The 19,029-nt window shown below is 65.0% G+C and carries 17 protein-coding genes; 9 read left to right on the forward strand and 8 right to left on the reverse strand.

Features of this window, described 5'->3' with window-relative positions; all coding sequences use genetic code 11:
• Positions 1 to 56: 56 nt before the first annotated feature.
• Genes ACQCS0_RS04435 through ACQCS0_RS04445 form a run of 3 tightly spaced genes read right to left on the reverse strand, consistent with a single transcriptional unit; the run spans position 57 to position 3,791 of the window.
• Complete coding sequence (locus ACQCS0_RS04435; RefSeq protein WP_354155821.1) at positions 57 to 1,619, reverse strand: APC family permease; 1,563 nt, start codon at positions 1,617 to 1,619, stop codon at positions 57 to 59.
• Positions 1,620 to 1,632: 13 nt separating this feature from the next.
• Positions 1,633 to 2,658: an agmatine deiminase family protein gene (locus ACQCS0_RS04440; protein WP_354155820.1), complete on the reverse strand. Its 1,026-nt coding sequence runs from the start codon at positions 2,656 to 2,658 to the stop codon at positions 1,633 to 1,635.
• Positions 2,655 to 3,791 (reverse strand): nitrilase-related carbon-nitrogen hydrolase, encoded by a 1,137-nt coding sequence (locus tag ACQCS0_RS04445; RefSeq protein WP_354155819.1) that lies wholly within the window; start codon positions 3,789 to 3,791, stop codon positions 2,655 to 2,657. The genes ACQCS0_RS04440 and ACQCS0_RS04445 overlap by 4 nt, the downstream gene beginning before the upstream one ends.
• A 213-nt stretch (positions 3,792 to 4,004) precedes the next feature.
• Here ACQCS0_RS04445 and ACQCS0_RS04450 point away from each other — a divergent pair, with 213 nt between their 5' ends.
• The gene (locus ACQCS0_RS04450; RefSeq protein WP_354155818.1) at positions 4,005 to 4,484 is read left to right on the forward strand and encodes a DNA starvation/stationary phase protection protein; all 480 of its coding nucleotides are present in this window, start codon (positions 4,005 to 4,007) and stop codon (positions 4,482 to 4,484) included.
• A gap of 96 nt (positions 4,485 to 4,580) precedes the next feature.
• Here the strand turns inward: ACQCS0_RS04450 and ACQCS0_RS04455 are convergent, their stop codons facing one another.
• The gene (locus ACQCS0_RS04455) at positions 4,581 to 6,167 is read right to left on the reverse strand and encodes an MFS transporter (RefSeq protein ID WP_354155817.1); all 1,587 of its coding nucleotides are present in this window, start codon (positions 6,165 to 6,167) and stop codon (positions 4,581 to 4,583) included.
• 67 nt (positions 6,168 to 6,234) lie between these two features.
• Between ACQCS0_RS04455 and ACQCS0_RS04460 the strand changes: the two genes are divergently transcribed.
• A complete protein-coding gene (locus ACQCS0_RS04460; protein WP_354155816.1) occupies positions 6,235 to 6,774 on the forward strand; it encodes a helix-turn-helix domain-containing protein in 540 nt (179 codons plus the stop codon).
• Positions 6,775 to 6,953: 179 nt separating this feature from the next.
• Complete coding sequence (gcvP, locus tag ACQCS0_RS04465; protein ID WP_354155815.1) at positions 6,954 to 9,818, forward strand: aminomethyl-transferring glycine dehydrogenase; 2,865 nt, start codon at positions 6,954 to 6,956, stop codon at positions 9,816 to 9,818.
• A gap of 27 nt (positions 9,819 to 9,845) precedes the next feature.
• Here gcvP and ACQCS0_RS04470 read toward each other — a convergent pair whose 3' ends face one another.
• A complete protein-coding gene (locus tag ACQCS0_RS04470) occupies positions 9,846 to 10,391 on the reverse strand; it encodes a TspO/MBR family protein (RefSeq protein WP_354222564.1) in 546 nt (181 codons plus the stop codon).
• A gap of 158 nt (positions 10,392 to 10,549) precedes the next feature.
• Here ACQCS0_RS04470 and ACQCS0_RS04475 point away from each other — a divergent pair, with 158 nt between their 5' ends.
• From ACQCS0_RS04475 to ACQCS0_RS04485, 3 genes are all read left to right on the forward strand, one after another.
• On the forward strand, positions 10,550 to 11,623 hold the full coding sequence (locus ACQCS0_RS04475; protein ID WP_354155813.1) for a peptidoglycan bridge formation glycyltransferase FemA/FemB family protein: 1,074 nt from the start codon (positions 10,550 to 10,552) through the stop codon (positions 11,621 to 11,623).
• An 86-nt stretch (positions 11,624 to 11,709) separates the two neighbouring features.
• Entirely contained in the window at positions 11,710 to 13,026 is a 1,317-nt protein-coding gene (locus tag ACQCS0_RS04480; protein WP_354155811.1) for a peptidoglycan bridge formation glycyltransferase FemA/FemB family protein, read from the forward strand.
• Between the two features lie 39 nt (positions 13,027 to 13,065).
• Positions 13,066 to 14,553: a threonine/serine exporter family protein gene (locus ACQCS0_RS04485; RefSeq protein WP_354155810.1), complete on the forward strand. Its 1,488-nt coding sequence runs from the start codon at positions 13,066 to 13,068 to the stop codon at positions 14,551 to 14,553.
• Positions 14,554 to 14,664: 111 nt separating this feature from the next.
• Here ACQCS0_RS04485 and ACQCS0_RS04490 read toward each other — a convergent pair whose 3' ends face one another.
• From ACQCS0_RS04490 to ACQCS0_RS04500, 3 genes are all read right to left on the reverse strand, one after another.
• The gene (locus ACQCS0_RS04490; protein WP_354155809.1) at positions 14,665 to 15,546 is read right to left on the reverse strand and encodes a metallophosphoesterase; all 882 of its coding nucleotides are present in this window, start codon (positions 15,544 to 15,546) and stop codon (positions 14,665 to 14,667) included.
• A gap of 350 nt (positions 15,547 to 15,896) precedes the next feature.
• Complete coding sequence (locus ACQCS0_RS04495; RefSeq protein WP_354155808.1) at positions 15,897 to 16,736, reverse strand: siderophore-interacting protein; 840 nt, start codon at positions 16,734 to 16,736, stop codon at positions 15,897 to 15,899.
• A gap of 14 nt (positions 16,737 to 16,750) precedes the next feature.
• A complete protein-coding gene (locus ACQCS0_RS04500; RefSeq protein WP_354155807.1) occupies positions 16,751 to 17,521 on the reverse strand; it encodes a uracil-DNA glycosylase in 771 nt (256 codons plus the stop codon).
• Positions 17,522 to 17,654: 133 nt separating this feature from the next.
• On the opposite strand from ACQCS0_RS04500, the gene ACQCS0_RS04505 reads away from it, so the two are divergent.
• The 3 genes from ACQCS0_RS04505 to ACQCS0_RS04515 all read left to right on the forward strand — a co-directional run bounded on the left by ACQCS0_RS04505 (position 17,655) and on the right by ACQCS0_RS04515 (position 19,018).
• Positions 17,655 to 17,984, forward strand: a complete 330-nt coding sequence (locus ACQCS0_RS04505; protein ID WP_354155806.1) for a DUF3263 domain-containing protein — start codon at positions 17,655 to 17,657, stop codon at positions 17,982 to 17,984.
• A 51-nt stretch (positions 17,985 to 18,035) separates the two neighbouring features.
• On the forward strand, positions 18,036 to 18,653 hold the full coding sequence (locus tag ACQCS0_RS04510; RefSeq protein ID WP_354155805.1) for a LytR C-terminal domain-containing protein: 618 nt from the start codon (positions 18,036 to 18,038) through the stop codon (positions 18,651 to 18,653).
• Positions 18,654 to 18,811: 158 nt separating this feature from the next.
• Positions 18,812 to 19,018 (forward strand): cold-shock protein, encoded by a 207-nt coding sequence (locus tag ACQCS0_RS04515; protein ID WP_141139551.1) that lies wholly within the window; start codon positions 18,812 to 18,814, stop codon positions 19,016 to 19,018.
• Positions 19,019 to 19,029 lie beyond the last annotated feature (11 nt).

A 19,029-nucleotide genomic window follows, 5' to 3' on the forward strand; every position in this document is an offset into this window, starting at 1 on the left:
ACGGCGCCCTGCTTCGGAGACTTTCCGTGCAGGGCGCCGTGCTGTTGTTGGGGCAACTACTCAGGCACTACCAGCGCAGGGGTGTCCCGGCGGATGGTTTCGCCGCGGAAGAACCCCGGGGCGAGGCGGGCCATGATCACCATCAGCACTGCCCCCAGCGCCAGGATCCCGATGCCCAGGACAAACACCAGCCCGACGCCGAAGACCTCGGAGCCGCTGCCGAACTCCGGCGCCCAGCTGTCCACGGCCGTCTGCAGGAAAACCACAAACAATCCGGCGCCGCCCAGCACGGGGCACAGGAGCCGCAGCACGAAGTTGCGGACGCTGCTGAACACGCTGTTCCGGAAGTACCAGGCGCAGGCGATGGCGGTCAGGCCGTAGTAGAAGCAGATCATCAGGCCGAGGGCCAGGATGGTGTCGTTCAGGACGTTTTCGCTGATCACGTGCATCGCCGCGTAGAACCCGGCGGACAGGATGCCCGCCGTCACCGTTGCGAAGCCCGGCGTCGAGAAACGCCTGTTGATGTGGCTGAACGACGCGGGCAGCGCACCGTAGTGCGCCATGGCCAGCAGGCTGCGCGAGGGCGACGTGAACGTCGACTGCAGCGAGGCTGCGGAGCTGGACAACACCGCGAGGGACATCAGGATGGCGAACGGTCCCATGACGGGGGAGGCCAGCGCGGTGAAGACGTTTGCGCTGTTTTCCGCGTTGTTCAGGCCGATTCCGGTGTCCCCAACGCCGGCGAACATCATGGTGGCGATGCTCACCAGAAGGTAGATGCCCAGGACAGCGACGGCGGTCAGCGTGCCGGCGAGGCCGGCGGTCTTCTGGCCGTTGGCGGTTTCCTCGTTCACCGTCAGGCACACGTCCCAACCCCAGTACACGAAGATGGACAGCGAGATGCCGGCCGCGATCTGGCCGAAGGTCTCAATCCTGGTGACGTCGAACCATTCCCAGCTGAACGGGATGGCCGTTTCCGACGTGGACCAGTTGGCGAATGCCATGGCCACGAAAAGGCCAAGGACCAGCAGCTGGAAGCCCACCAGACCGTACTGGACGATCTTGGTGCTGTGCAGGCCTCGGTAGCTCACCCACACGGCGAGGGCCACAAAGACGAAGCACGTCAGGACGTTCAACGGCTTATTGGCCGCGAGGTCCGCGAGTTCAGGCGCACCCGTCAGCTGTGACAGGAAGAGGTAGAAGAAGTCCACGGCCACGCCCGCCAGGTTGGACAGGACGATGATGTTGGCGGCAAGGAGTCCCCAGCCGCCCATCCAGCCCACCCTGGGGCCAAACGCTTTGGTGACCCAGGTGAACGTGGTGCCGCTGTCCGGGGAATCGGCGTTGAGTTCCCGGTAGGCGAGCGACACCAGGATCATGGGGATGAACCCGATCAGGAAAATGACGGGTAGCTGGAGCCCCGCCTCGTTAACCGTGGGGCCGAGGGCGCTGGTCAGCGTGTAGGCCGGCGCGATGGTGGAAATGCCAAGAACGACGACGGCGAGGAGGCCCAGCTGCCCGCCCTTCAGTCCCTTTGCGGTGATGCCGTGCGCCGAGCCGGCCGTGTCGGTCCCGGATGGCTGGCCTGCGGGGGTGCTATTGCGGATGGTTTGGGTCATTGTCCGGCGCTTTCTACGAGGCAGCAGGCTGCTGTTGGGTGATGCAGTGGATACCGCCGCCGCGGGCGAAGAGCTCACGGGCGTCAATGCCGACCACACGCCGGCCGGGGTAGGCCTCTGTCAGGATCTGCAGCGCCTTGTCATCGTGGGGGTCCGCGAAGGTACAGGCGATGACCCCGCCGTTGACCACGACGTGGTTGATGTAGCTGTAGTCGACAAAACCCTCGTCATCCCAGAGCACCTCCGGTGCGGGGACTTCGATGATGGTCCACTCCCGGCCGGCCGCGTCCTTCGTGGTGCGGAGGTGCTTGATGATGTCGCGGCTCACCTGGAAGTCCGGGTGGCGGGGGTCCTGCTGGGAATGCACCAGCAGCGTGCCGGGGGAGGGGATGGCGGCCACGATGTCCACATGACCGCGCGTGCCGAACCGTTCCGAGTCCCTGGCCAGTCCGCGGGGGAGCCAGACCGCATGGGTGGCGCCGATGGTCCGGGCGAGCTCGGCCTCGACGTCGGTGCGGCTGAGTCCCGGGTTGCGGCCCGGATCCAGCTGAACGGTTTCGGTCACCAGCACGGTTCCCTGACCGTCCACCTGGATGCCGCCGCCTTCGTTGACCAGCGCAGACAAGAGATGCGTGGCGCCGGCACGGCCTGAGACTTCACCGGCGATCAACGCGTCCTTGTCCCAGCGCGCCCAGTCCTGGGCGCCCCAGCCGTTGAAGACCCAGTCGACGGCGCCGAGGCGCCCGTCCTGGTCCAACACGAAAGTGGGGCCGATGTCCCGCATCCACGCATCGTTGAGCGGGGCGGCAAGTACCTCGACGTTCGGATGCAGATAGCGGGCGGCGATGCCGACGTCGTCGGGGTCCACCACCACGGTGACCGGCTCAAATTCGACGGCGGCGTTGGCCACCGATGCCCAGATGGACCGGGCAGCGTGGGCGTCTTCCTCCGTCTCGCCCAGCGTGTAGCCGCTGGCGGGAAAAGCCATCCACAGACGCTCCTGCAGAGCGGTTTCGGCGGGCATGCGCCAGGTGCTCATGCGGTTACCTTCTGACGGTTGATTGAGCCGGAGTGCCCGGTGACTGAGCTTGGGGCCACGACCGCAGGGTTCCCTGACCGAGCTTGCGAGCTTAGGGGGCGGGTGGGGAGCGAAATCCCGCCGGGCGGCTGGGCGTGGCGTACGGGTTCGGTGAGCGGGCCGTAGGTATCGGGGCGGCGGGTAGCTAGAAACGGGAAGAGCGTGAGCCAGTCCTGGCGCTGGTCCAGGTCGAGGTCTGCCACCAGCACTGCGGAGGCGTCACGAGGGGCCTGGGCCAGGATCCTGCCGTAGGGGTCGGAGATGAAGGAGGAACCGTAGAAGTTCAGTATTCCTTCATCACCCCAGCGGTTCGGCGCCACCATAAACAGTCCGTTGGCGATGCCGTTGCCCACAATCACCTGCTGCCACAGCGGCTGGGTGTCGAAATCCGGGTGGTCCGGCTCTGAGCCGATCGCCGTGGGGTAGACCAGGATCTCTGCGCCACCGAGGGAGTAGAGCCGGGCAACCTCCGGGAACCATTCGTCCCAGCAGGTGGGCATGCCGAGCCGGGCGCCGCCCAGTTCTGCCGGCGCGTGGATCTCGTAGGCGTCAGCGGCCGCCGGCCCGTGGCGGAAGAACTTGTCTTCGTAGTAGCCGGCGGTCACCGGAATGTGCAGCTTGTGTGTGCGGGCGAGCAGCTCACCGTCGGACGACACAAGGATGGCGGTATTCAGTCCCAGGCCGTCGTCGCTGCCGTCCGGGTTCTCCGCCAGCTGGTACAGCGAGGCGTGGAGGGCCACCCCGTGGCGACGGGCGGATTCGGCGGCAAACCGGAAGGTGGGCCCGGTGAGCAGGTCTTCTGCGGTGTCCGACGGCCTGGGGCGGACCGCGCCAGGCTGTACCGCTCCGGGCGGGGGAGTGTCGTTTTCGGGGCGGGTGTCCGCGGGGTAGCGGGAGAGGGTGAGTTCGGGCAGGAACACCACCTTGGCACCGAGCCGGGCGGCCCGGCCGATTCCTTCATCGAGTTCGGCCTGCAGGACGGCAGTGTCTGCATGCCAGCGGTGTTGAACGACGCCAACCCGCAGGGCTGGGCGGTGGGACGGCGTTGTCCGGGCCAGGGAGGTGGGTGAGTCGAGGCAGGAAATTTCAATCATGTGCTTACTTCCAGTGAGACGACCGTCACTAAATGAATGACGTTCATTTAGTATGGAGGGCGAACGGCTTTCGCGCAATGGGTTAAATGAATCCAATTCTTTTATGACGCTCCGGCCAGATTAGTAAGCTCACTAAGAAATTTGCTTTCGGCCCGGCGCGATCGATCCCCTGGCTGATAGCGTCGGGACTACTGGACCAATCGAGGAGGATTCATGAAAGCTTCACCGACCCTGACCAACAACCTGCAGGCCGTACTTGCGGACCTGATCGAGCTGCACATCCAGGGCAAGCAGGCCCACTGGAACATTGTGGGAACCAACTTCCGGGACCTTCACCTGCAGCTGGACGAAATTGTGGATGCCGCCCGGCAGTTCGCGGATGATATGGCCGAGCGGATGCGCGCCCTCCATGCACTGCCTGATGGCCGCAGTGCTACGGTGGCGAAATCCACCAGTCTGGCCCAGTTCCCCGAAGGCCTCATTAACACCAAGGACGCCATCGAGCGGATCGTCGCTGCGCTTGAGGCAGCCGTGGGCACCATGCGCAAGGTCCATGACGAAGTGGATGAAGAGGATCCCACCACCGCGGACCTGCTCCACGAATTCATCGCCAAGCTGGAACAGTTCGCGTGGATGGTGAACGCAGAGACCATGAAGGCCTCCGCCAGCGTCACCTCCCCTGACGCCAAGTAGACCCGGCCGATTGTGAGGCCACAAGTGCCCGGCGCCGGAAATGATTTCGGACGCCGGGCGCTTTTGTGCGCTCGCCGGCTTGCCGGCGGCGGGTGCCTAGTCCGCCGTCGGAACCTTCCGGAGTGCGACGGCGGCGAGGACTGCCGCGCTCGCCATCAGTACCAGCGCAATTGCCGCAGTGGTGTGGACGCCGGAGTCAAATGCCAGGCGCGCTGCGCCGCCGAGCGCTTCGGCCAGCGGCGCAGGCAGGGTGCCGGCCAGTTCCACGGCGCCCGCCAAAGTTTCGGCGGCCTGGTGCACCGCAGTGCCTGACGCCGTTTCCTCCACCCCGGCCGGCAGCAGGAGATTGCGCTGGTAGGAAGCGGTCAGGATGGAGCCCAGTACCGCCGTCCCCAGCAGGGACCCCACCTCATAGCCCGTCTCCGAGATGGCGGCCGCCGCTCCTGACTTCTCCGCTGGGACGGAGCCCAGGATTAGGTCATTGGAAATGGTTTCCGCTGTGCCCACCCCCAGGGCGAGGATCAGCAGCGCGGCCAGCAGGAGGGCCGGGCCGGAGCCGTGATCGCCAAAGACCACGATTCCGTAGCCGGTGGCACTTAAGGCCAGGCCACCCGCCACCACAAAGCCCGGACGCACTTTCCGGACCAGCGGCACCACTGCCAGCCCGGCCAGCACTGTGGCCACCAGGGCCGGGATCATGGCTATTCCGGCGGCCGAAGGTGTCATCCCTTCCAGGAGCTGCAGGTGCTGGGCGAGGAAGAGAATGAAGCCGTTAAAGGAGAACAGGGCCAGCACGTTTGCTGTGATGGCGGTTCTGAAGACCCGGTTGCCGAACAAGGACATGTCCAGCAGGGGGCTGGCCAGCCGCTGCTGGCGGCGGACAAAGACGACGCCCATGGCCAGGCCAAAGGCAACAAGTCCCAACGGAGCGGCCCCGAAGCCTTCGGTCGCCAGTTCCTTGATGCCATACACGACGGGCACCATAACCAGCAGGGACAGGGCGATGCTGGGCACGTCCACCCGTCCGGGGTGCGGATCTTTTGATTCCGGGATGCACGCAGGACCAAACACCAACAGTGGCAGCATGATGGGCACGGCGACCAGCAGGATGGCGCCCCACCAGAACTGCTCCACCAGCCACCCGCCGAAGATGGGACCCAGGGCGGCGCCGCCGGAGAAGCCGGCAGCCCAGATGGCGACGGCCAGCCGACGCCGGTTTGGGTCCGGAAAAATGTTGCGGATCAGCGACAGGGTTGAGGGCATCAGCATGGCGCCGAAAAACCCCATCGATGCCCGTCCCGCAATCAGCCACTCCGCGCTGGGGGCAAAAGCTGTTGCTGCCGAGACCGCGGCGAATCCAATGCTGCCGGTCAGCAGCAGCCGGAGGCGGCCGATCCGGTCTCCCAGGCTGCCCATGGCAACCAGCAGGCCGGCCAGCACCAGGGGATAGGCGTCCACAATCCACAACAGCTGGACTCCTGTTGTGTCCAGGCTGCTGGCAATGGCCGGAAGCGCAAACGTCAACGCAGTGTTGTCCACCGCAACCAGGAGCACCGGGAACATCAGCAGGGTCAGCGCGAGCCAGTCGCGCCAGGGCGCCTTGGCGGGCCCGGACGGCCGGAGATCGACCGCCGTCGGAGATGTGATTGGGGTGTTCTGGTTGGACTGGGTAGACAGCGTCATGTCAATAACTATACCGTCCAGACGGTATAGTTAAGAAACGGAGCCCGGACCGTGCATGATTGAAGACATGGCCAGAAATCCCGTCGCACGCGATGCAGTCCTTGACGCTTTTGAAGAACTCCTGATCGATGTGGGGGAGCGGGCTGCCACATTGGACGCGGTTGCCAAACGGGCCGGCGTGTCCAAAGGCGGACTGTTGTACCACTTCCCCAACAGGGAAGCGCTGATCGCTGCCGTACTGGAACGGATGGATCGCCTGGCCGTTGAGGACCTCACGCTGATGGCCGCAGCCGCCGAAGGTGCGGCAGCATACTTCATCCGTTCCTCGCTCTGGTCCGACTCCCCGATGGACCGCTCCTTCGTGGCCGTCACGCGCCTCGCCGAAGTAGCCCATGAAGAGGCGCGGCGGCGTTTTGCCGCGATCCAGCAGCAGTGGTTGGACCTGATCGCGTCCGACGTCGGCCCGGCCATGGCGAAAGCCGTGCTCTACATGGGGGACGGGCTGTATTTCAACGCCATGTGGGAAAGCGGCACTGGCGGGGGCGGCCGGGGCAGGCATGGAGACATAGAGGAGCTTCTTGCCGCCGTGGAGCGGCTGCGGGGCTGAATCCGATGACCTCATTTGCCCGGCAGCCCGGGGAGTAGGAGAATTGGACCTCGTGGCGGCCTTCTGCTTCCGGCACAATATCGAATACTAAACCTGAATATGCCTTTTCTCTCAGGCCCACGTACCGCCGCGGCCAGGCAACTCTGGAAAGCGGCAGGCCATTAGTAATGGAGTTCCCTGTGAGTGTTAATTCGGCCTCGGCCACGTTCGTTGACCGGCATATTGGCGCCCGCCGCCAGGCCGATGTTGACACCATGCTCAAGGCCGTCGGCTACGGTACTGTGGACGCGCTGGTGGATACTGCTGTCCCAGACTCCATCCGCCAGGCCAAGCCGCTGGCCCTCAAGGACGCCCTGAGTGAGGTTGAGGTCCTTGCCGAGCTGCGGAAGCTGGCTGCGAAGAACAAGACGGCTGTGCAGATGATCGGGCAGGGTTATTACGGCACGGTGACGCCCGCGGTGATCCGCCGGAACATCCTGGAGGCCCCGGCCTGGTACACCGCGTATACCCCGTACCAGCCGGAGATTTCGCAGGGCCGGTTGGAGGCGTTGCTGAACTTCCAGACCATGGTCCAGGACCTGGTGGGCCTGCCGATCGCGAACGCCTCCCTGCTGGATGAAGCCACCGCCGTGGCTGAGGCGGTGCTGATGATGCGCCGGGCGAACAAGAACAAGGAGGCCCGGGATGGCAAGACGGTCCTGGATGCGGATTGCCTGCCGCAGACCATCGCGATCGTGAAGGGCCGCGCCGAGGCCCTGGGGTTCGAGGTGGAGGTCGCTGACCTGTCCAGGGGCCTGCCGGACGGTGTCATCAATGGTGTGGTGCTCCAGCAGCCGGGTGTGTCCGGCCGGGTCTTCAACCACGCTGACGTGATTGCCGCTGCGAAGGAGCGCGGCGCGCTCGTGACCGTTGCCGCTGATCTGTTGGCGTTGACGCTGATCACCCCGCCGGGGGAGCAGGGTGCGGACATTGCGGTCGGTTCGACGCAGCGTTTTGGGGTGCCGTTGTTCTTCGGCGGCCCGCACGCGGCGTATATGGCGGTGGCGAAGGGTCTGGAGCGGTCCATGCCCGGCCGCCTGGTGGGTGTGTCCAAGGACGACGCCGGTGTCCCGGCGTACCGTCTGGCGCTGCAGACCCGTGAGCAGCACATCCGCCGTGAGAAGGCCACGTCCAACATCTGCACCGCGCAGGCACTGCTGGCCATCGTCTCCTCCTTCTACGCCGTTTACCACGGCCCCGACGGCCTGAAGGCAATCGCGGAGACCACACATGGCCACGCTGCAACTATCGCCGCATCCCTGAAGTCGGCCGGCCTGGACGTACTGCACACAAGCTTCTTTGATACCGTCACGGTTTCCGTGCCCGGCAAGGCCGCCGCTGTTGTGGCCGCCGCCGAAGCCCGCGATATCAACCTGCGCCACATCGACGGCGATACCGTGGGTCTCTCCGCCGACGAAACCACGACCCCGGCAATCGTCGCCGGTGTCCTGGAAGTGTTTGGTGCCGCCGTGGTGGACGCGGCCGCAGGCCCTGACACTGAGTTCGCACTGGATACCGCCGTCGAACGTTCCTCCGAGTACCTGCAGCATCCGGTGTTCAACACGCACCGTTCCGAGACGCAGTTGCTGCGCTACATCCGCAGGCTCGGTGACCGGGACCTGGCGCTGGACCGGACCATGATCCCGTTGGGTTCGTGCACCATGAAGCTGAACGCCACGGCGGAGATGGAAGCCATTTCCTGGCCGGAGTTCGCCTCGATCCACCCGTTTGCCCCGGATTCCCAGACCGTGGGCTGGCGTGAGCTGATCGGCGGGCTGGAGTCTGACCTCGCGGAAATCACTGGCTACGATCAGGTGTCCCTGCAGCCGAACGCCGGGTCCCAGGGTGAGCTCGCGGGCCTGCTGGCGATCCGTGGCTACCACCTGTCCCGCGGCGATGACCAGCGGACGGTGTGCCTGATCCCGGCTTCGGCGCATGGCACCAACGCGGCCTCGGCTGTCCTGGCCGGCATGAAGGTGGTTGTGGTGGCGACCGCTGCGGATGGCAGCATTGATCACGCGGACCTGAACGCCAAGATCGAGGCGAACAAGGACGTCCTCTCGGCGATCATGATCACCTACCCCTCCACCCACGGTGTGTACGACGCGGACGTGACCGAAATCTGCGACGCCGTGCACGCCGCCGGCGGCCAGGTCTACGTGGATGGTGCCAACCTGAACGCCCTCGTGGGTCTGGCGCAGCCGGGCAAGTTCGGCGGTGACGTCTCGCACCTGAACCTGCACAAGACGTTCTGCATCCCGCATGGCGGCGGCGGACCCGGTGTTGGTCCGGTCGCAGCGAAGGCGCACCTGGCACCGTTTATGCCCGGTGACGCTAACAAGTCAGCCCACGAAGCGGGCCACGGCGTGGCCATCAGCGCATCCAACTACGGTTCCGCGGGCGTGCTGCCGATCTCGTGGGCGTATGTGAAGCTGATGGGTGCCGAGGGCCTGACCGAGGCGACGAAGTCGGCGCTGCTGGCGGCGAACTACGTTGCGGCGCGCCTGAACGAGTACTTCCCGGTCCTTTACACCGGTGAGGGCGGACTCGTGGCGCACGAGTGCATCCTGGACCTCCGGGATCTGACGGCGAAGACCGGCGTTACGGCTGAGGATGTAGCCAAGCGCCTCATTGACTACGGTTTCCACGCCCCTACCCTGGCGTTCCCGGTTGCGGGCACGCTGATGGTGGAACCGACGGAGTCCGAGGACCTGGTGGAGATCGACCGGTTCATCGACGCGATGATCACCATCCGGAAGGAAATCGCCCAGGTGGCCAGCGGCGATTTCAGCGTCGAGAACAGCCCGCTGCGCCACGCACCCCACACCGCGTCCGCCGTCGTGAATTCCGATTGGAACCGCGCGTACCCGCGCGAGCAGGCAGCCTTCCCGCTCCACCACCTCAAGCAGGACAAGTACTTCCCGCCCGTAGGCCGGATCGACGGCGCAGCCGGGGACCGCAACCTGATCTGCTCCTGCCCGCCGCTGTCCGAGTTCGAAGACTAAAACACCGGCCAGCAGCTGGTACGTTGGCTAGTTAGTCAGCGCTGCCCACAGGTTGAGGGACGACGCGAACACGATCCAGGTTATGTAAGGCAACAACAGGATCCCGGCCAGCCTGCTGATCGGGCCGAAGCGGACCACCGTAACCGTCACCGCCAGGATCAGCGCCAGGATGACCGCAAAAGCCAGCCACAAAGCGGCCGTCCCGATCAGCGGATACAGGCTGAAGAAGACAGGTGTCCACACAAGATTCAGGAACAACTGGATTCCGTAGATAACCAGGGCCGGACGCGACTCCGGACTGCCGCGGCGCCAGACCAGCCACGCGGCCACGGCCATGGCTGTGTAGAGGATCGTCCACACTGGCCCGAACAGCCAATTGGGTGGCGACCAGGGAGCCTTGTCGGCGTCGACGTACCACCCGTTCACGTTGTTGACCGTGGCAAAGGCACCCAGCCAAGCGACCAGGGCGGAGGCCGCAAGGAAGAGCGCGAGGGCAGCCACCTGCACGCCGCGCCCGCGGATCCCGGTGGCGTTTTGGCGGTGGTGGATGGACCTGTCTGATGGCGACTCCATGGGTCAACCCTTGCGAAGCGCTGCCTGCCGGTCAAGGTAGTCCCGGGACCGGGCTGAAACGCCCGGGCCAGATCAGGCTTTAGACTTGTGGCTACATGTCCGCACGTAGCCACGAGTACAGAACCGCGCACAAACCCCTGAGATTGGACACGGCCCCCTTGCGAGAATTCACCGCCCGCTTTGCCACAGCGGAGGAAATTGAGAACTGGGACAAGCACGTCACGGCCAACCCGAACGGCGGCAACATGCTGCAGTCCGCCGCCTACGCGTCCGTGAAGAACGGCAGCGGCTGGACCGCCCGCTTCCTGGTCCTGGAGTCTGCCGGGACCGCCAGCTACAACCTGGTGCTGGAGAAGAAATTCCCGGTGCTGGGCGTCCTGTGGTACCTGATCAAGGGCCCTGACCTGGGTGCCGTCGAGGACCTCAAGCCGGTGTTGGACGCGTGCGCTGCGTTCGCCCGGAGCCGGAACCTCAACGTCTTCACCATCAAGATTGAACCCGACGTTGTGTCCACCCCGGAAGCCCGGGCGCACGTCGCCGCCGCCGGCTTGGTGAAGGCCCCGAACATCCAATCCAATGACTCCACCGCCCTGCTGGACATCGCGGCACCGGAGAACCAGGTGTTCCGGTCCATCTCCTCCCGGGCCCGCAACGCCATCCGCCGGGCAGAGCGTGAAGGCTGCGCGGTGGTGCAGCAGGAGCCCGGCCCGGAAACGTACCGGGCGCTGTATGACCTGATGGCGGACACCGTCAACGCCAAGGGCTCTATGCCGTTGCGCAGCCTCGAGTACTACACCCGGTTCTGGGAGGAATTCTGCACCCGCGGCCAAGGTAACTTCTTCTTCGTTTATGAGGACGGCAAACCCAGTGTGGGCGCCTTTGTGATCAACTACGGATCCAAGGCAACCTACAAGGACGGCGGCTCCACTCAGAACAGGAAGCAGTACGGCGATTCGCACCTGGTCCAGTGGCAGGCCATCCGAAGAATGCAGGAACTCGGCTGTACCGAGTACGACTTCTGCGGCACCCCGCCGTCCAGCCTGATCAAGGACAGGTCCCACCACCTGTACGGCATGGGCATGTTCAAGACGAGCTTCACCAAAACGGTCACGGACTTCGTCGGCTGCTACGACTACGTGCTGTCGCCCGTCAGGCATGCCCTGTGGGTCAAAGGCGCGGAACGGATCTTCCGCAGGCTGGAAACCGCACGCAGCGGCCAGCAGTTCTACTGACAGTCCGCCAGCCACGCTCACCATCCACACCACGAAGGCCAGCGCCTGCCCAATGCGGCAGCGCGGCCATAGATGAGGTTACTTCCGTGAATCCCACCAAAGCCGGAGCTGGTCTCCAGCTCAGCGTCCTCAGCGACGCCGAGTTTGAGTCCTTCTCCCTCAAGCACCCGCAAAACAACTTCATCCAGTCCGCTGACTTCACCCGCTTCCAGAGCGCCCGCGGCCAGGCAGTGGAGCTGTTCGGTGTCAGGCGCGACGGCGTTCTGGTCGCAGCCGGCAAGTTGAATTACACCACCAACCGTTGGGGCTACAGGGTGTGCGAATGCGCCAAGGGCCCCCTCCTGGACTACACGGACGCCGCCCTGGTGAGTGACGTCGTCGGACTCCTTAAGGAACGTGCCGCGGAGCGCAAGGCTGCCGAACTGCGGATTTCCCCGAACCTGACGTACATCGCCCGCGATGCCGACGGTGCCGAACACCCCGAGATCCTTGACAACAGGCCGCTCGTGGCGGAACTGGCGGCCCTGGGTCTTGAACACCAGGGCGCGGACATGAACTTCGCCAACGTGAACTGGATGTTCATCAAGCAGCTCGAGGGCATCACGGACGCCGAGGAGCTCATCATGGGCACCAACTACCGGACCCGGAAGGCCATCCGGAAGGCCGAAAAGAACGGCGTGTTCCTGGAACAGGCGACCCTTGAAACCCTCGACGAGTTCTACGATGCGCTGAGCACCGCGGGGGACGAGAAGGGCTTCTTCTACCGGGAACGCGAATACTACGAACAGCTCCTGCGGACCACCTCGGCCGAGTTCACCAAGCTCATGATGGCCAAGATTGACATCCCCGAGTACCGGAAGTCCATCACCGAGCGACTGGAAGCGGAAGCGGCGTCCGCAGTCGAACTCCGCCGTGAAGTGGAAGAGACCGGCAGCAAAAAGAAGGCTAACCGCCTCAAAGTGGTCCAGGACCTCGTGGACAGCTACGAACGCAGCCTCAAGGACATCGAGCGGTTCCCGGACTCCGTGGGAGTGGCAACAGTGGCCGCCATCCACTTCGTCTGCTTCGGCGACGAGGTGGTCTGCGTTATCGGCGGCACCAAGCAGGACTACATCTACTTCAACGGCGCCACCTCGCTGTACTGGGGGATGATGCTGCACGCCCTGGACAAGGGCTACTCGCGCTACAACTTCTACGGCACCTTCGGCATCCAGGGACAGGACGAAGAAGGTCACGGCGGCTACGAGTTCAAGAAGGGCTTCGGTGGCGACGTGGTCCAGCTGCTGGGTGACTTCGTGATGCCCGTGCGGCCGGTAGCCTTCCAAGCCAACCGCCTGGTCCGCACGGCCATCGCTGCTGCCCGCACGCTGCTGGGCAAACTGCCACTCAAACGCCGGGCTTAGCACCAATCCACGAACTGCCATAAAGGGAGGAGCACCAAGGTGACCGATCGACCTGAAAATCCAAGGCGCAGGCCTCCCACCAGCGGCCTGCCCAAAACAGAGCCGCTGACACCCTCCCAGCTCCACCAGGATGCCGCGGCCAAGAGGATGCTGCGGCGCCTGGTACGGGGGGAAGACCCGCCGACGGCGCCGCTGAGCATCGTGGACAGGCTCGCCGGCAGCCCCTACGCCAACCCCATGATCCAGGTGGGAGGCGTGGACACCTCCGCACGCAAGACCCTTGACTTCTCCCTGCACCTGGCCGAGACCATGTTCCGGTACGGGGCAGGTGCCCTGGAAGTGGAGACGAGCATCATTGCCGTCACCGCGGCGCTGGGGCTCAAAAACATTGAAGTGGACATCACCAACCAGTCGGTGGCCATCAACTATGCGCCCAAGGACCAGACGCCCATCTCGCTGCTTCGGGTGGTGCGGTCCTGGACCAACAACTATGCCGGCCTGGCCAAGGTACACCGGCTGGTGACGGACATTGTGGCCGGGGGAGTGGGCCGCGATGAAGCCATCCGCCGTCTGGACGAGGCCATCACCAGCCCCAAACCGTTCCCGCGCTGGATGGTCACCATAGCGTTCGGCGTGTTCGCCGCAGCTTTTGTGGGCGTGCTCGGCGGAGGACCGGTTTCCTCGGGCATTGCCTTCGCGGCCAACATCGGCGTCAGCCTGCTCGCCCGCCAGTTGGGCCGGTGGCGGGTTCCGGACTTCTTCACGACGGCGGCATGCGCCTTCGGCGTTACGCTCACCGCGTTGCTGTTGTGGCGCTTTGAACTCACCAATGCACCATCGATTGTGGTGGTGGGTGGCATCCTCCTGCTCCTGCCCACGGGACGCCTCGTCTCCTCGGTCCAGGACGCCATCAACGGTTTTCCCGTGACCGCAGCGGGACGGTTCCTGTCCACCGTGCTGACGTTCGGCGCGATTGTGTCCGGGATTGCAGTGGCCTTTGTGGTGGGCCAGATGACCGGAATGCAGCCCATTAGTGTCACGCAGACGTTCCCGCCTGCCTACGACCTTTGGGTCTTGGTGATCTTTATCGCCGTCGCAGTGATGGCCATCGGCGTGACCGAGCAGACCTCCTGGGAGCTGCTGCTGCCCACCGCCGGTGTGGGCGTGGTGGGCTATTTTGTGCTGCTGGGCGCCGCGTCCTTCGGCGTCGGGGACCGGTTCTCCCCGGCGCTCGCCGCCGTCGTGATCGGCCTGCTGGCGCGCGTGGTGGCGCTTAAGATGGGCGCACCACAGCTGGTGGTAGCGGTCCCGGCGGCACTGATCCTGCTGCCCGGGCTGACCATCTTCCGGTCCATGTATGTGTTGACCATGGAGGAATCAGAAGTTCTCCTTGGTGCTGGCGGCATGCTCAACGCCGGCGCGATCGTCCTGGGCACAGCCGGCGGAATCGTGCTCGGCGACACCCTGGCGCGGCCGCTGACACGCGGCCTGGCCAGCAACGAGCGGCGCCGCGCCCGGAGGCGCTAGCTAGCGCCAGCCACTAAAGCCCGCGCCTAGCGCTCAACCGCGAAGGCATCGGTGACGGTGGACCCGGCAGCCGGCACAAAACGTGCGTCCAGGCGGGGGAGTCCGTTAGCTTCACGTCCAGGGTTCCCAGGGTCCGCTCTCTGTTTTTCCCTGTCCAGACAGCAAACAGGCCGGCCTCAGGATCATCGGCTTGGACGTCGTGGTGCCCGGCGCCGCCCACGCCGACCGTGACAAAGACCGTGCCCTGCCTCTGGCAAGGTGGTTGTCGGAGTCGGCCACACAATCGTCCCGGGCCTCTCCGGGGACCAGCACGGGGCAACGTTCAGTCAGGCGGAGTTGACGTGTCCGCTGATAGACATGTTGGTGGCCGGTGAGCACGAGGTCCACGTTCTTGCTCACCAGCATGTTCGTCAGTCGCTCCCCGGGCTGGCAGCCGTAGTCTCCCATACTGAAGCACGGGGTGTGCATGCCCACCACAGTCCAGGGGATGTTTGCGGCTCGGGCACCGTCGATGGCAGATTCGGTCCAGCGCCAGCGGTTGCTGCCCTGCGAATAGTCCAGGGGCTGTCCGCCGGGAAAATCAATCCCGGGAGAAATGAGGATGAATCTCACCAGGGGGCGGTCCCGGGGCACGTCGACGTACCATTGCGTACCGTACGTGCCTTGCGACCCGGGCAGCCTGTTGGGCAGGCAATGGGCGAACGTGCCGATAGCGCCGTCGTGGCCGTCGCTTTCGTGGTTCCCCGTGATCAGCTCGTACGGAAAATCCTGGCCAAGTTTCGCTGTCACCATGTCGCAGAACGGCTGCCCAGTGCCGGTCTGGTAAGAGAGGTCGCCGAGCACTAGGTTTAGATCCGGCTTCAGCCCGGCGATCACGTCGAGCACTGCCTTGGCGCCGCCGCCCATGCCGATGTCCCCGGCTGCGGTGAAGTGAACAGACCTCGAGTCGGAGTCAGGCTGTTCTTCGGAGGCTGGCTGCTCCTGCGGCTGCACGGGTGGGCCCTCCGGCGCCGCTTGGCACGCCGAAGCCCGCAAGGTAGATGAGGGTGGCCCAGGACAGGGCCGCCCAGATCCGGGCCGGGGCGGATGCTGACCGGGCGACCATTGGCGCGAACACTGCTGTTTTGACCACTGCGCGGCAGAAGGTAAACACCCGGCGGAGGAATCGCCTGGTCGTAGCATTCATGACGGCTCCCCGGGACGCTCGAACGGCGTAACCGAAAGCCCGATCAGCAGCTGCCGGAGGGCCATTTACGGTGAGTCTAGGCCTGTGTGGTGCGCCGGACAAGATTTGGACCATTTGTTGGGCGATTGGTCAGAGTCCGCTAAGTGCTGGCTACGGGTCAGACCTTCCCTACGGGGAGCTTCTTTTCGGCCTGGAAGTCGTCCTCCACCCGGCCCTGGGCCCAGTAGCCGGACAGCGAAACCTGGTTCCGTTCCAGGCCGCGCTGGACGAAAAACACGTCCCGCAGGCCCTTCATGTAGCCGCGCTCGCCGTGGGCAAAAACGTCAACCCGGCCGGCAGGCCATTCGGCGCCGGCCACCGCTGAGACCAGAAGGTCCCCGACGCCGGCCGGTGCGCCGTTGCGGCGTAGCCAGGTCACCTGAACCCCGGCAGGGGACGCGACGGACTGGATGTCGGCATCGCTGTCCACCTCGATAAATGCCAGGCCGGCCGCTTCAGCAGGCAACGATTCAATGGCGGCGGCGATCGCAGGAAGTGCGGCCTCATCGCCGGCAAAGAGGTACCAGTCCGCGTCAGGCGCCGGGTTGTAGGCGCCGCCCGGCCCGGTGAAGGTGATGGTGTCGCCGGGCTTGGCAGCAGCCGCCCACGGACCCGCCAGCCCCTCGGCGCCGTGGATCACAAAGTCGATGGCAAGTTCCTGCGCCTCGGTGTCCACCCAGCGGACCGTGTAGGTGCGGGTGAAGGGCCACTGCTCGCGGGGCATGGTTTCGCGGATGGTCCACAAGTCCAGGGGCTGGGCATAGTTAATGTGGGGCTGCGGGAAGACAATCTTGACGTAGCGGTCCACGAAGCTGTTGTTCACGTAGGCGGCGAAACCCTTGCCGCCGGCCACGATCCTGACCATGTGGGGCGAGAGTTCTTCCCGCCGAATGACCGTGAGACCGATCTGCGGACGTGTATTTTTTGTGGCGCTGGTGACGGCCGGAACAGTGCTCATAAGGTAACCCTAAGCTAGGGGACCGGAGGGAGTGCCCAGGTTACGCCAGGGCAGCCCTGGTCCTGCAGCAGCTGGTTGATGGTGCTGAAGGGCCTGGAGCCGAAGAATCCGCGCGACGCAGACAAGGGGCTGGGGTGTGCGCTGGACACGACCGCCGCGCCTGGCAGGAGGGGCCGGACGCTCTCCGCGTCCTTGCCCCACAGCACCGCCACCAGCGGCGCCGGGCCGCCGTCGGACGTCTGCCGGCCGGCAACCGCGGTGACAGCCGCCGTCGTGATGGCCTCCCAGCCTTTGCCCCGGTGGGAGCCGGCAGCCCCTGCCCGGACGCTCATGACCCGGTTCAGCAGCAGGACCCCTTGGCTGGCCCAGGCGGACAGGTCACCGTGGACGCGCGCGGGAAGGCCAAGATCGGCCTCCAGTTCGCGGTAGATATTCGCCAGGCTCCGCGGGATGGGCCGGGTCCGCCCGTCAACGGCGAAGGACAGGCCGATCGCATGGCCCGGCGTCGGGTAGGGGTCCTGGCCCATTACCAGGACTTTCACGCTGGCCAGCGGCTGCCGGAAGGCGCGCAGAACGTTCGACGGCGCTGGTAGCACGTGGTGCCCCGCGGCAACTTCGGTCGCCAGGAAGTTCAGGACGCCACGCAGTTCACCCTCAACGGGGCCCAGCGTCTCCGCCCAGTCGGCCGCCATCAGCGCACTGAGCGGCAAAACGGCCATCTCGGCAAAGCCGACGGGCTCGGCCGGGTCTGCCGTCAGTTCGAACAGCGCGTCAGAATCAAACACGCTCCCATTCTCGCAGGGTTACCGGCCACTGCAGCCGGGGCGCAAATGACATCGGTGTTATTTACGCCGTAACATGGGGAGCAGATTTTGAAACTTAACCGGTGATTCAGCAAGACCAGCGAAGGGGTGTTCCGTGGCGGAACCTGCTCGGGAGCGCGTGCCGGAGCCTGAGAAGCGCGGCTCTTTGCTGGCGGATTTTACCCTCCGTGACTCTCCCCTGAGCGAGCGCGACCAGCAGATGCTGGCACTGGAGCGGCAGTGGTGGAAATACGCGGGGGCCAAGGAACAGGCCATCAGGGAGCTGTTCGACCTGTCCGCGACCCACTACTACCAGCTGCTCAACGCCCTTATTGACACCGAGGCAGCATTGGCCCACGACCCCATGCTGGTCAAGAGATTGCGTAGACTACGTACGTCGCGTCACCGGGCACGCACTGCACGACGCCTGGGTTCCGACGCCTGACCACGCTCGTGCTGAGCCATCAGCAGCAATCAACAAGGACGTCTCCCCACCATGACCAAATACGCTCGGGATGAATTCGACAAGGTTCCGGAGTCCGCCTCGCGGCAGGGCGTCCACCGTGCGGCCTCGGCGCCGGCCCGCCGCAAGCTGTGGCCCATCCTTGCTGTGGGGATTGTTGCATTGGCCATCGGAATGGTCTCCTTCCTGATCCTTCCCAAGCTCGGGTTTACCCAGGCCGGCAGCGAAGCCTCAACCAGCCTGGAATCAACCGCGGCACCCGAGGCAAGCGCTGCACCGTCCGTCACCGCTGAATCTTCCGCGGACCCGGAGCCCTCGAAGAGCCCGGACGCAGAGCCCAGCGCTTCGCCCAGTAACGTCCCCTCCGCAGCTGTGCTGGACAAGACCCAGGGCGTTGCCATCTACAACGCGGCAGGTACGGCCGGGCTCGCCGGACGCATCAGCTCGATGGTCCAGGCCGATGGCTGGACCCTGGGTCAGGTGGGAAACTGGGGCGGCGCTCCGCAAAAGACATCCGCAATCTTCTATGCAGGCCCGGCGCAGAAAGCCAACGCAGAAGCACTCTCGAAACTCCTGAACGTCCCCACGCTGGTGGAGACCCAGGAATTCCAGGTGCCGTTGGTTGTTGTCCTGGGGCCGGGCTACAAGTGATGCCGCGCGGTCACGCCTGAATAACTTTTGGGCACCGGAGCGGCCGTGTGGCTCGGCCCGCCGGATGGCTTGTCGCTAGAGTGATTTCAGGCTTCGGTCCGTAACAAGCGGCACACTTCCGACGGGGACCGACGGCACGACGGAAAAGAGCGGACATCATGGCATTGGGAACGGTTAAGTGGTTCAACGCCGAAAAGGGCTACGGCTTTATTACGGTGGACGGCTCCGGGGACGATGTCTTTGTGCACTGGTCGGCCATTGAGGGCGAAGGTTACCGGGCCTTGGATGAGGGCCAGCGCGTCGAGCTTGAGGTCGGCGAAGGCGAGAAAGGCCCGCAGGCAGAAAACGTCCGGCCCGCTCAGTGATCTCCCGCAGC

The organism is Pseudarthrobacter sp. S6 (assembly GCF_050156575.1).
Taxonomy (GTDB): Bacteria; Actinomycetota; Actinomycetes; order Actinomycetales; family Micrococcaceae; genus Arthrobacter.

Excerpts from the sequence above, each read along its gene's own strand:
- ACQCS0_RS04455 (WP_354155817.1), bottom strand. The coding sequence starts at position 6,167 with ATGACGCTGTCTACCCAGTCCAACCAGAACACCCCAATCACATCTCCG.
- ACQCS0_RS04440 (WP_354155820.1), bottom strand. The coding sequence starts at position 2,658 with ATGAGCACCTGGCGCATGCCCGCCGAAACCGCTCTGCAGGAGCGTCTG.
- ACQCS0_RS04435 (WP_354155821.1), bottom strand. The coding sequence starts at position 1,619 with ATGACCCAAACCATCCGCAATAGCACCCCCGCAGGCCAGCCATCCGGG.
- ACQCS0_RS04470 (WP_354222564.1), bottom strand. The coding sequence starts at position 10,391 with ATGGAGTCGCCATCAGACAGGTCCATCCACCACCGCCAAAACGCCACC.
- ACQCS0_RS04515 (WP_141139551.1), top strand. The coding sequence starts at position 18,812 with ATGGCATTGGGAACGGTTAAGTGGTTCAACGCCGAAAAGGGCTACGGC.
- ACQCS0_RS04460 (WP_354155816.1), top strand. The coding sequence starts at position 6,235 with ATGGCCAGAAATCCCGTCGCACGCGATGCAGTCCTTGACGCTTTTGAA.
- ACQCS0_RS04450 (WP_354155818.1), top strand. The coding sequence starts at position 4,005 with ATGAAAGCTTCACCGACCCTGACCAACAACCTGCAGGCCGTACTTGCG.
- ACQCS0_RS04495 (WP_354155808.1), bottom strand. The coding sequence starts at position 16,736 with ATGAGCACTGTTCCGGCCGTCACCAGCGCCACAAAAAATACACGTCCG.
- ACQCS0_RS04445 (WP_354155819.1), bottom strand. The coding sequence starts at position 3,791 with ATGATTGAAATTTCCTGCCTCGACTCACCCACCTCCCTGGCCCGGACA.
- ACQCS0_RS04510 (WP_354155805.1), top strand. The coding sequence starts at position 18,036 with ATGACCAAATACGCTCGGGATGAATTCGACAAGGTTCCGGAGTCCGCC.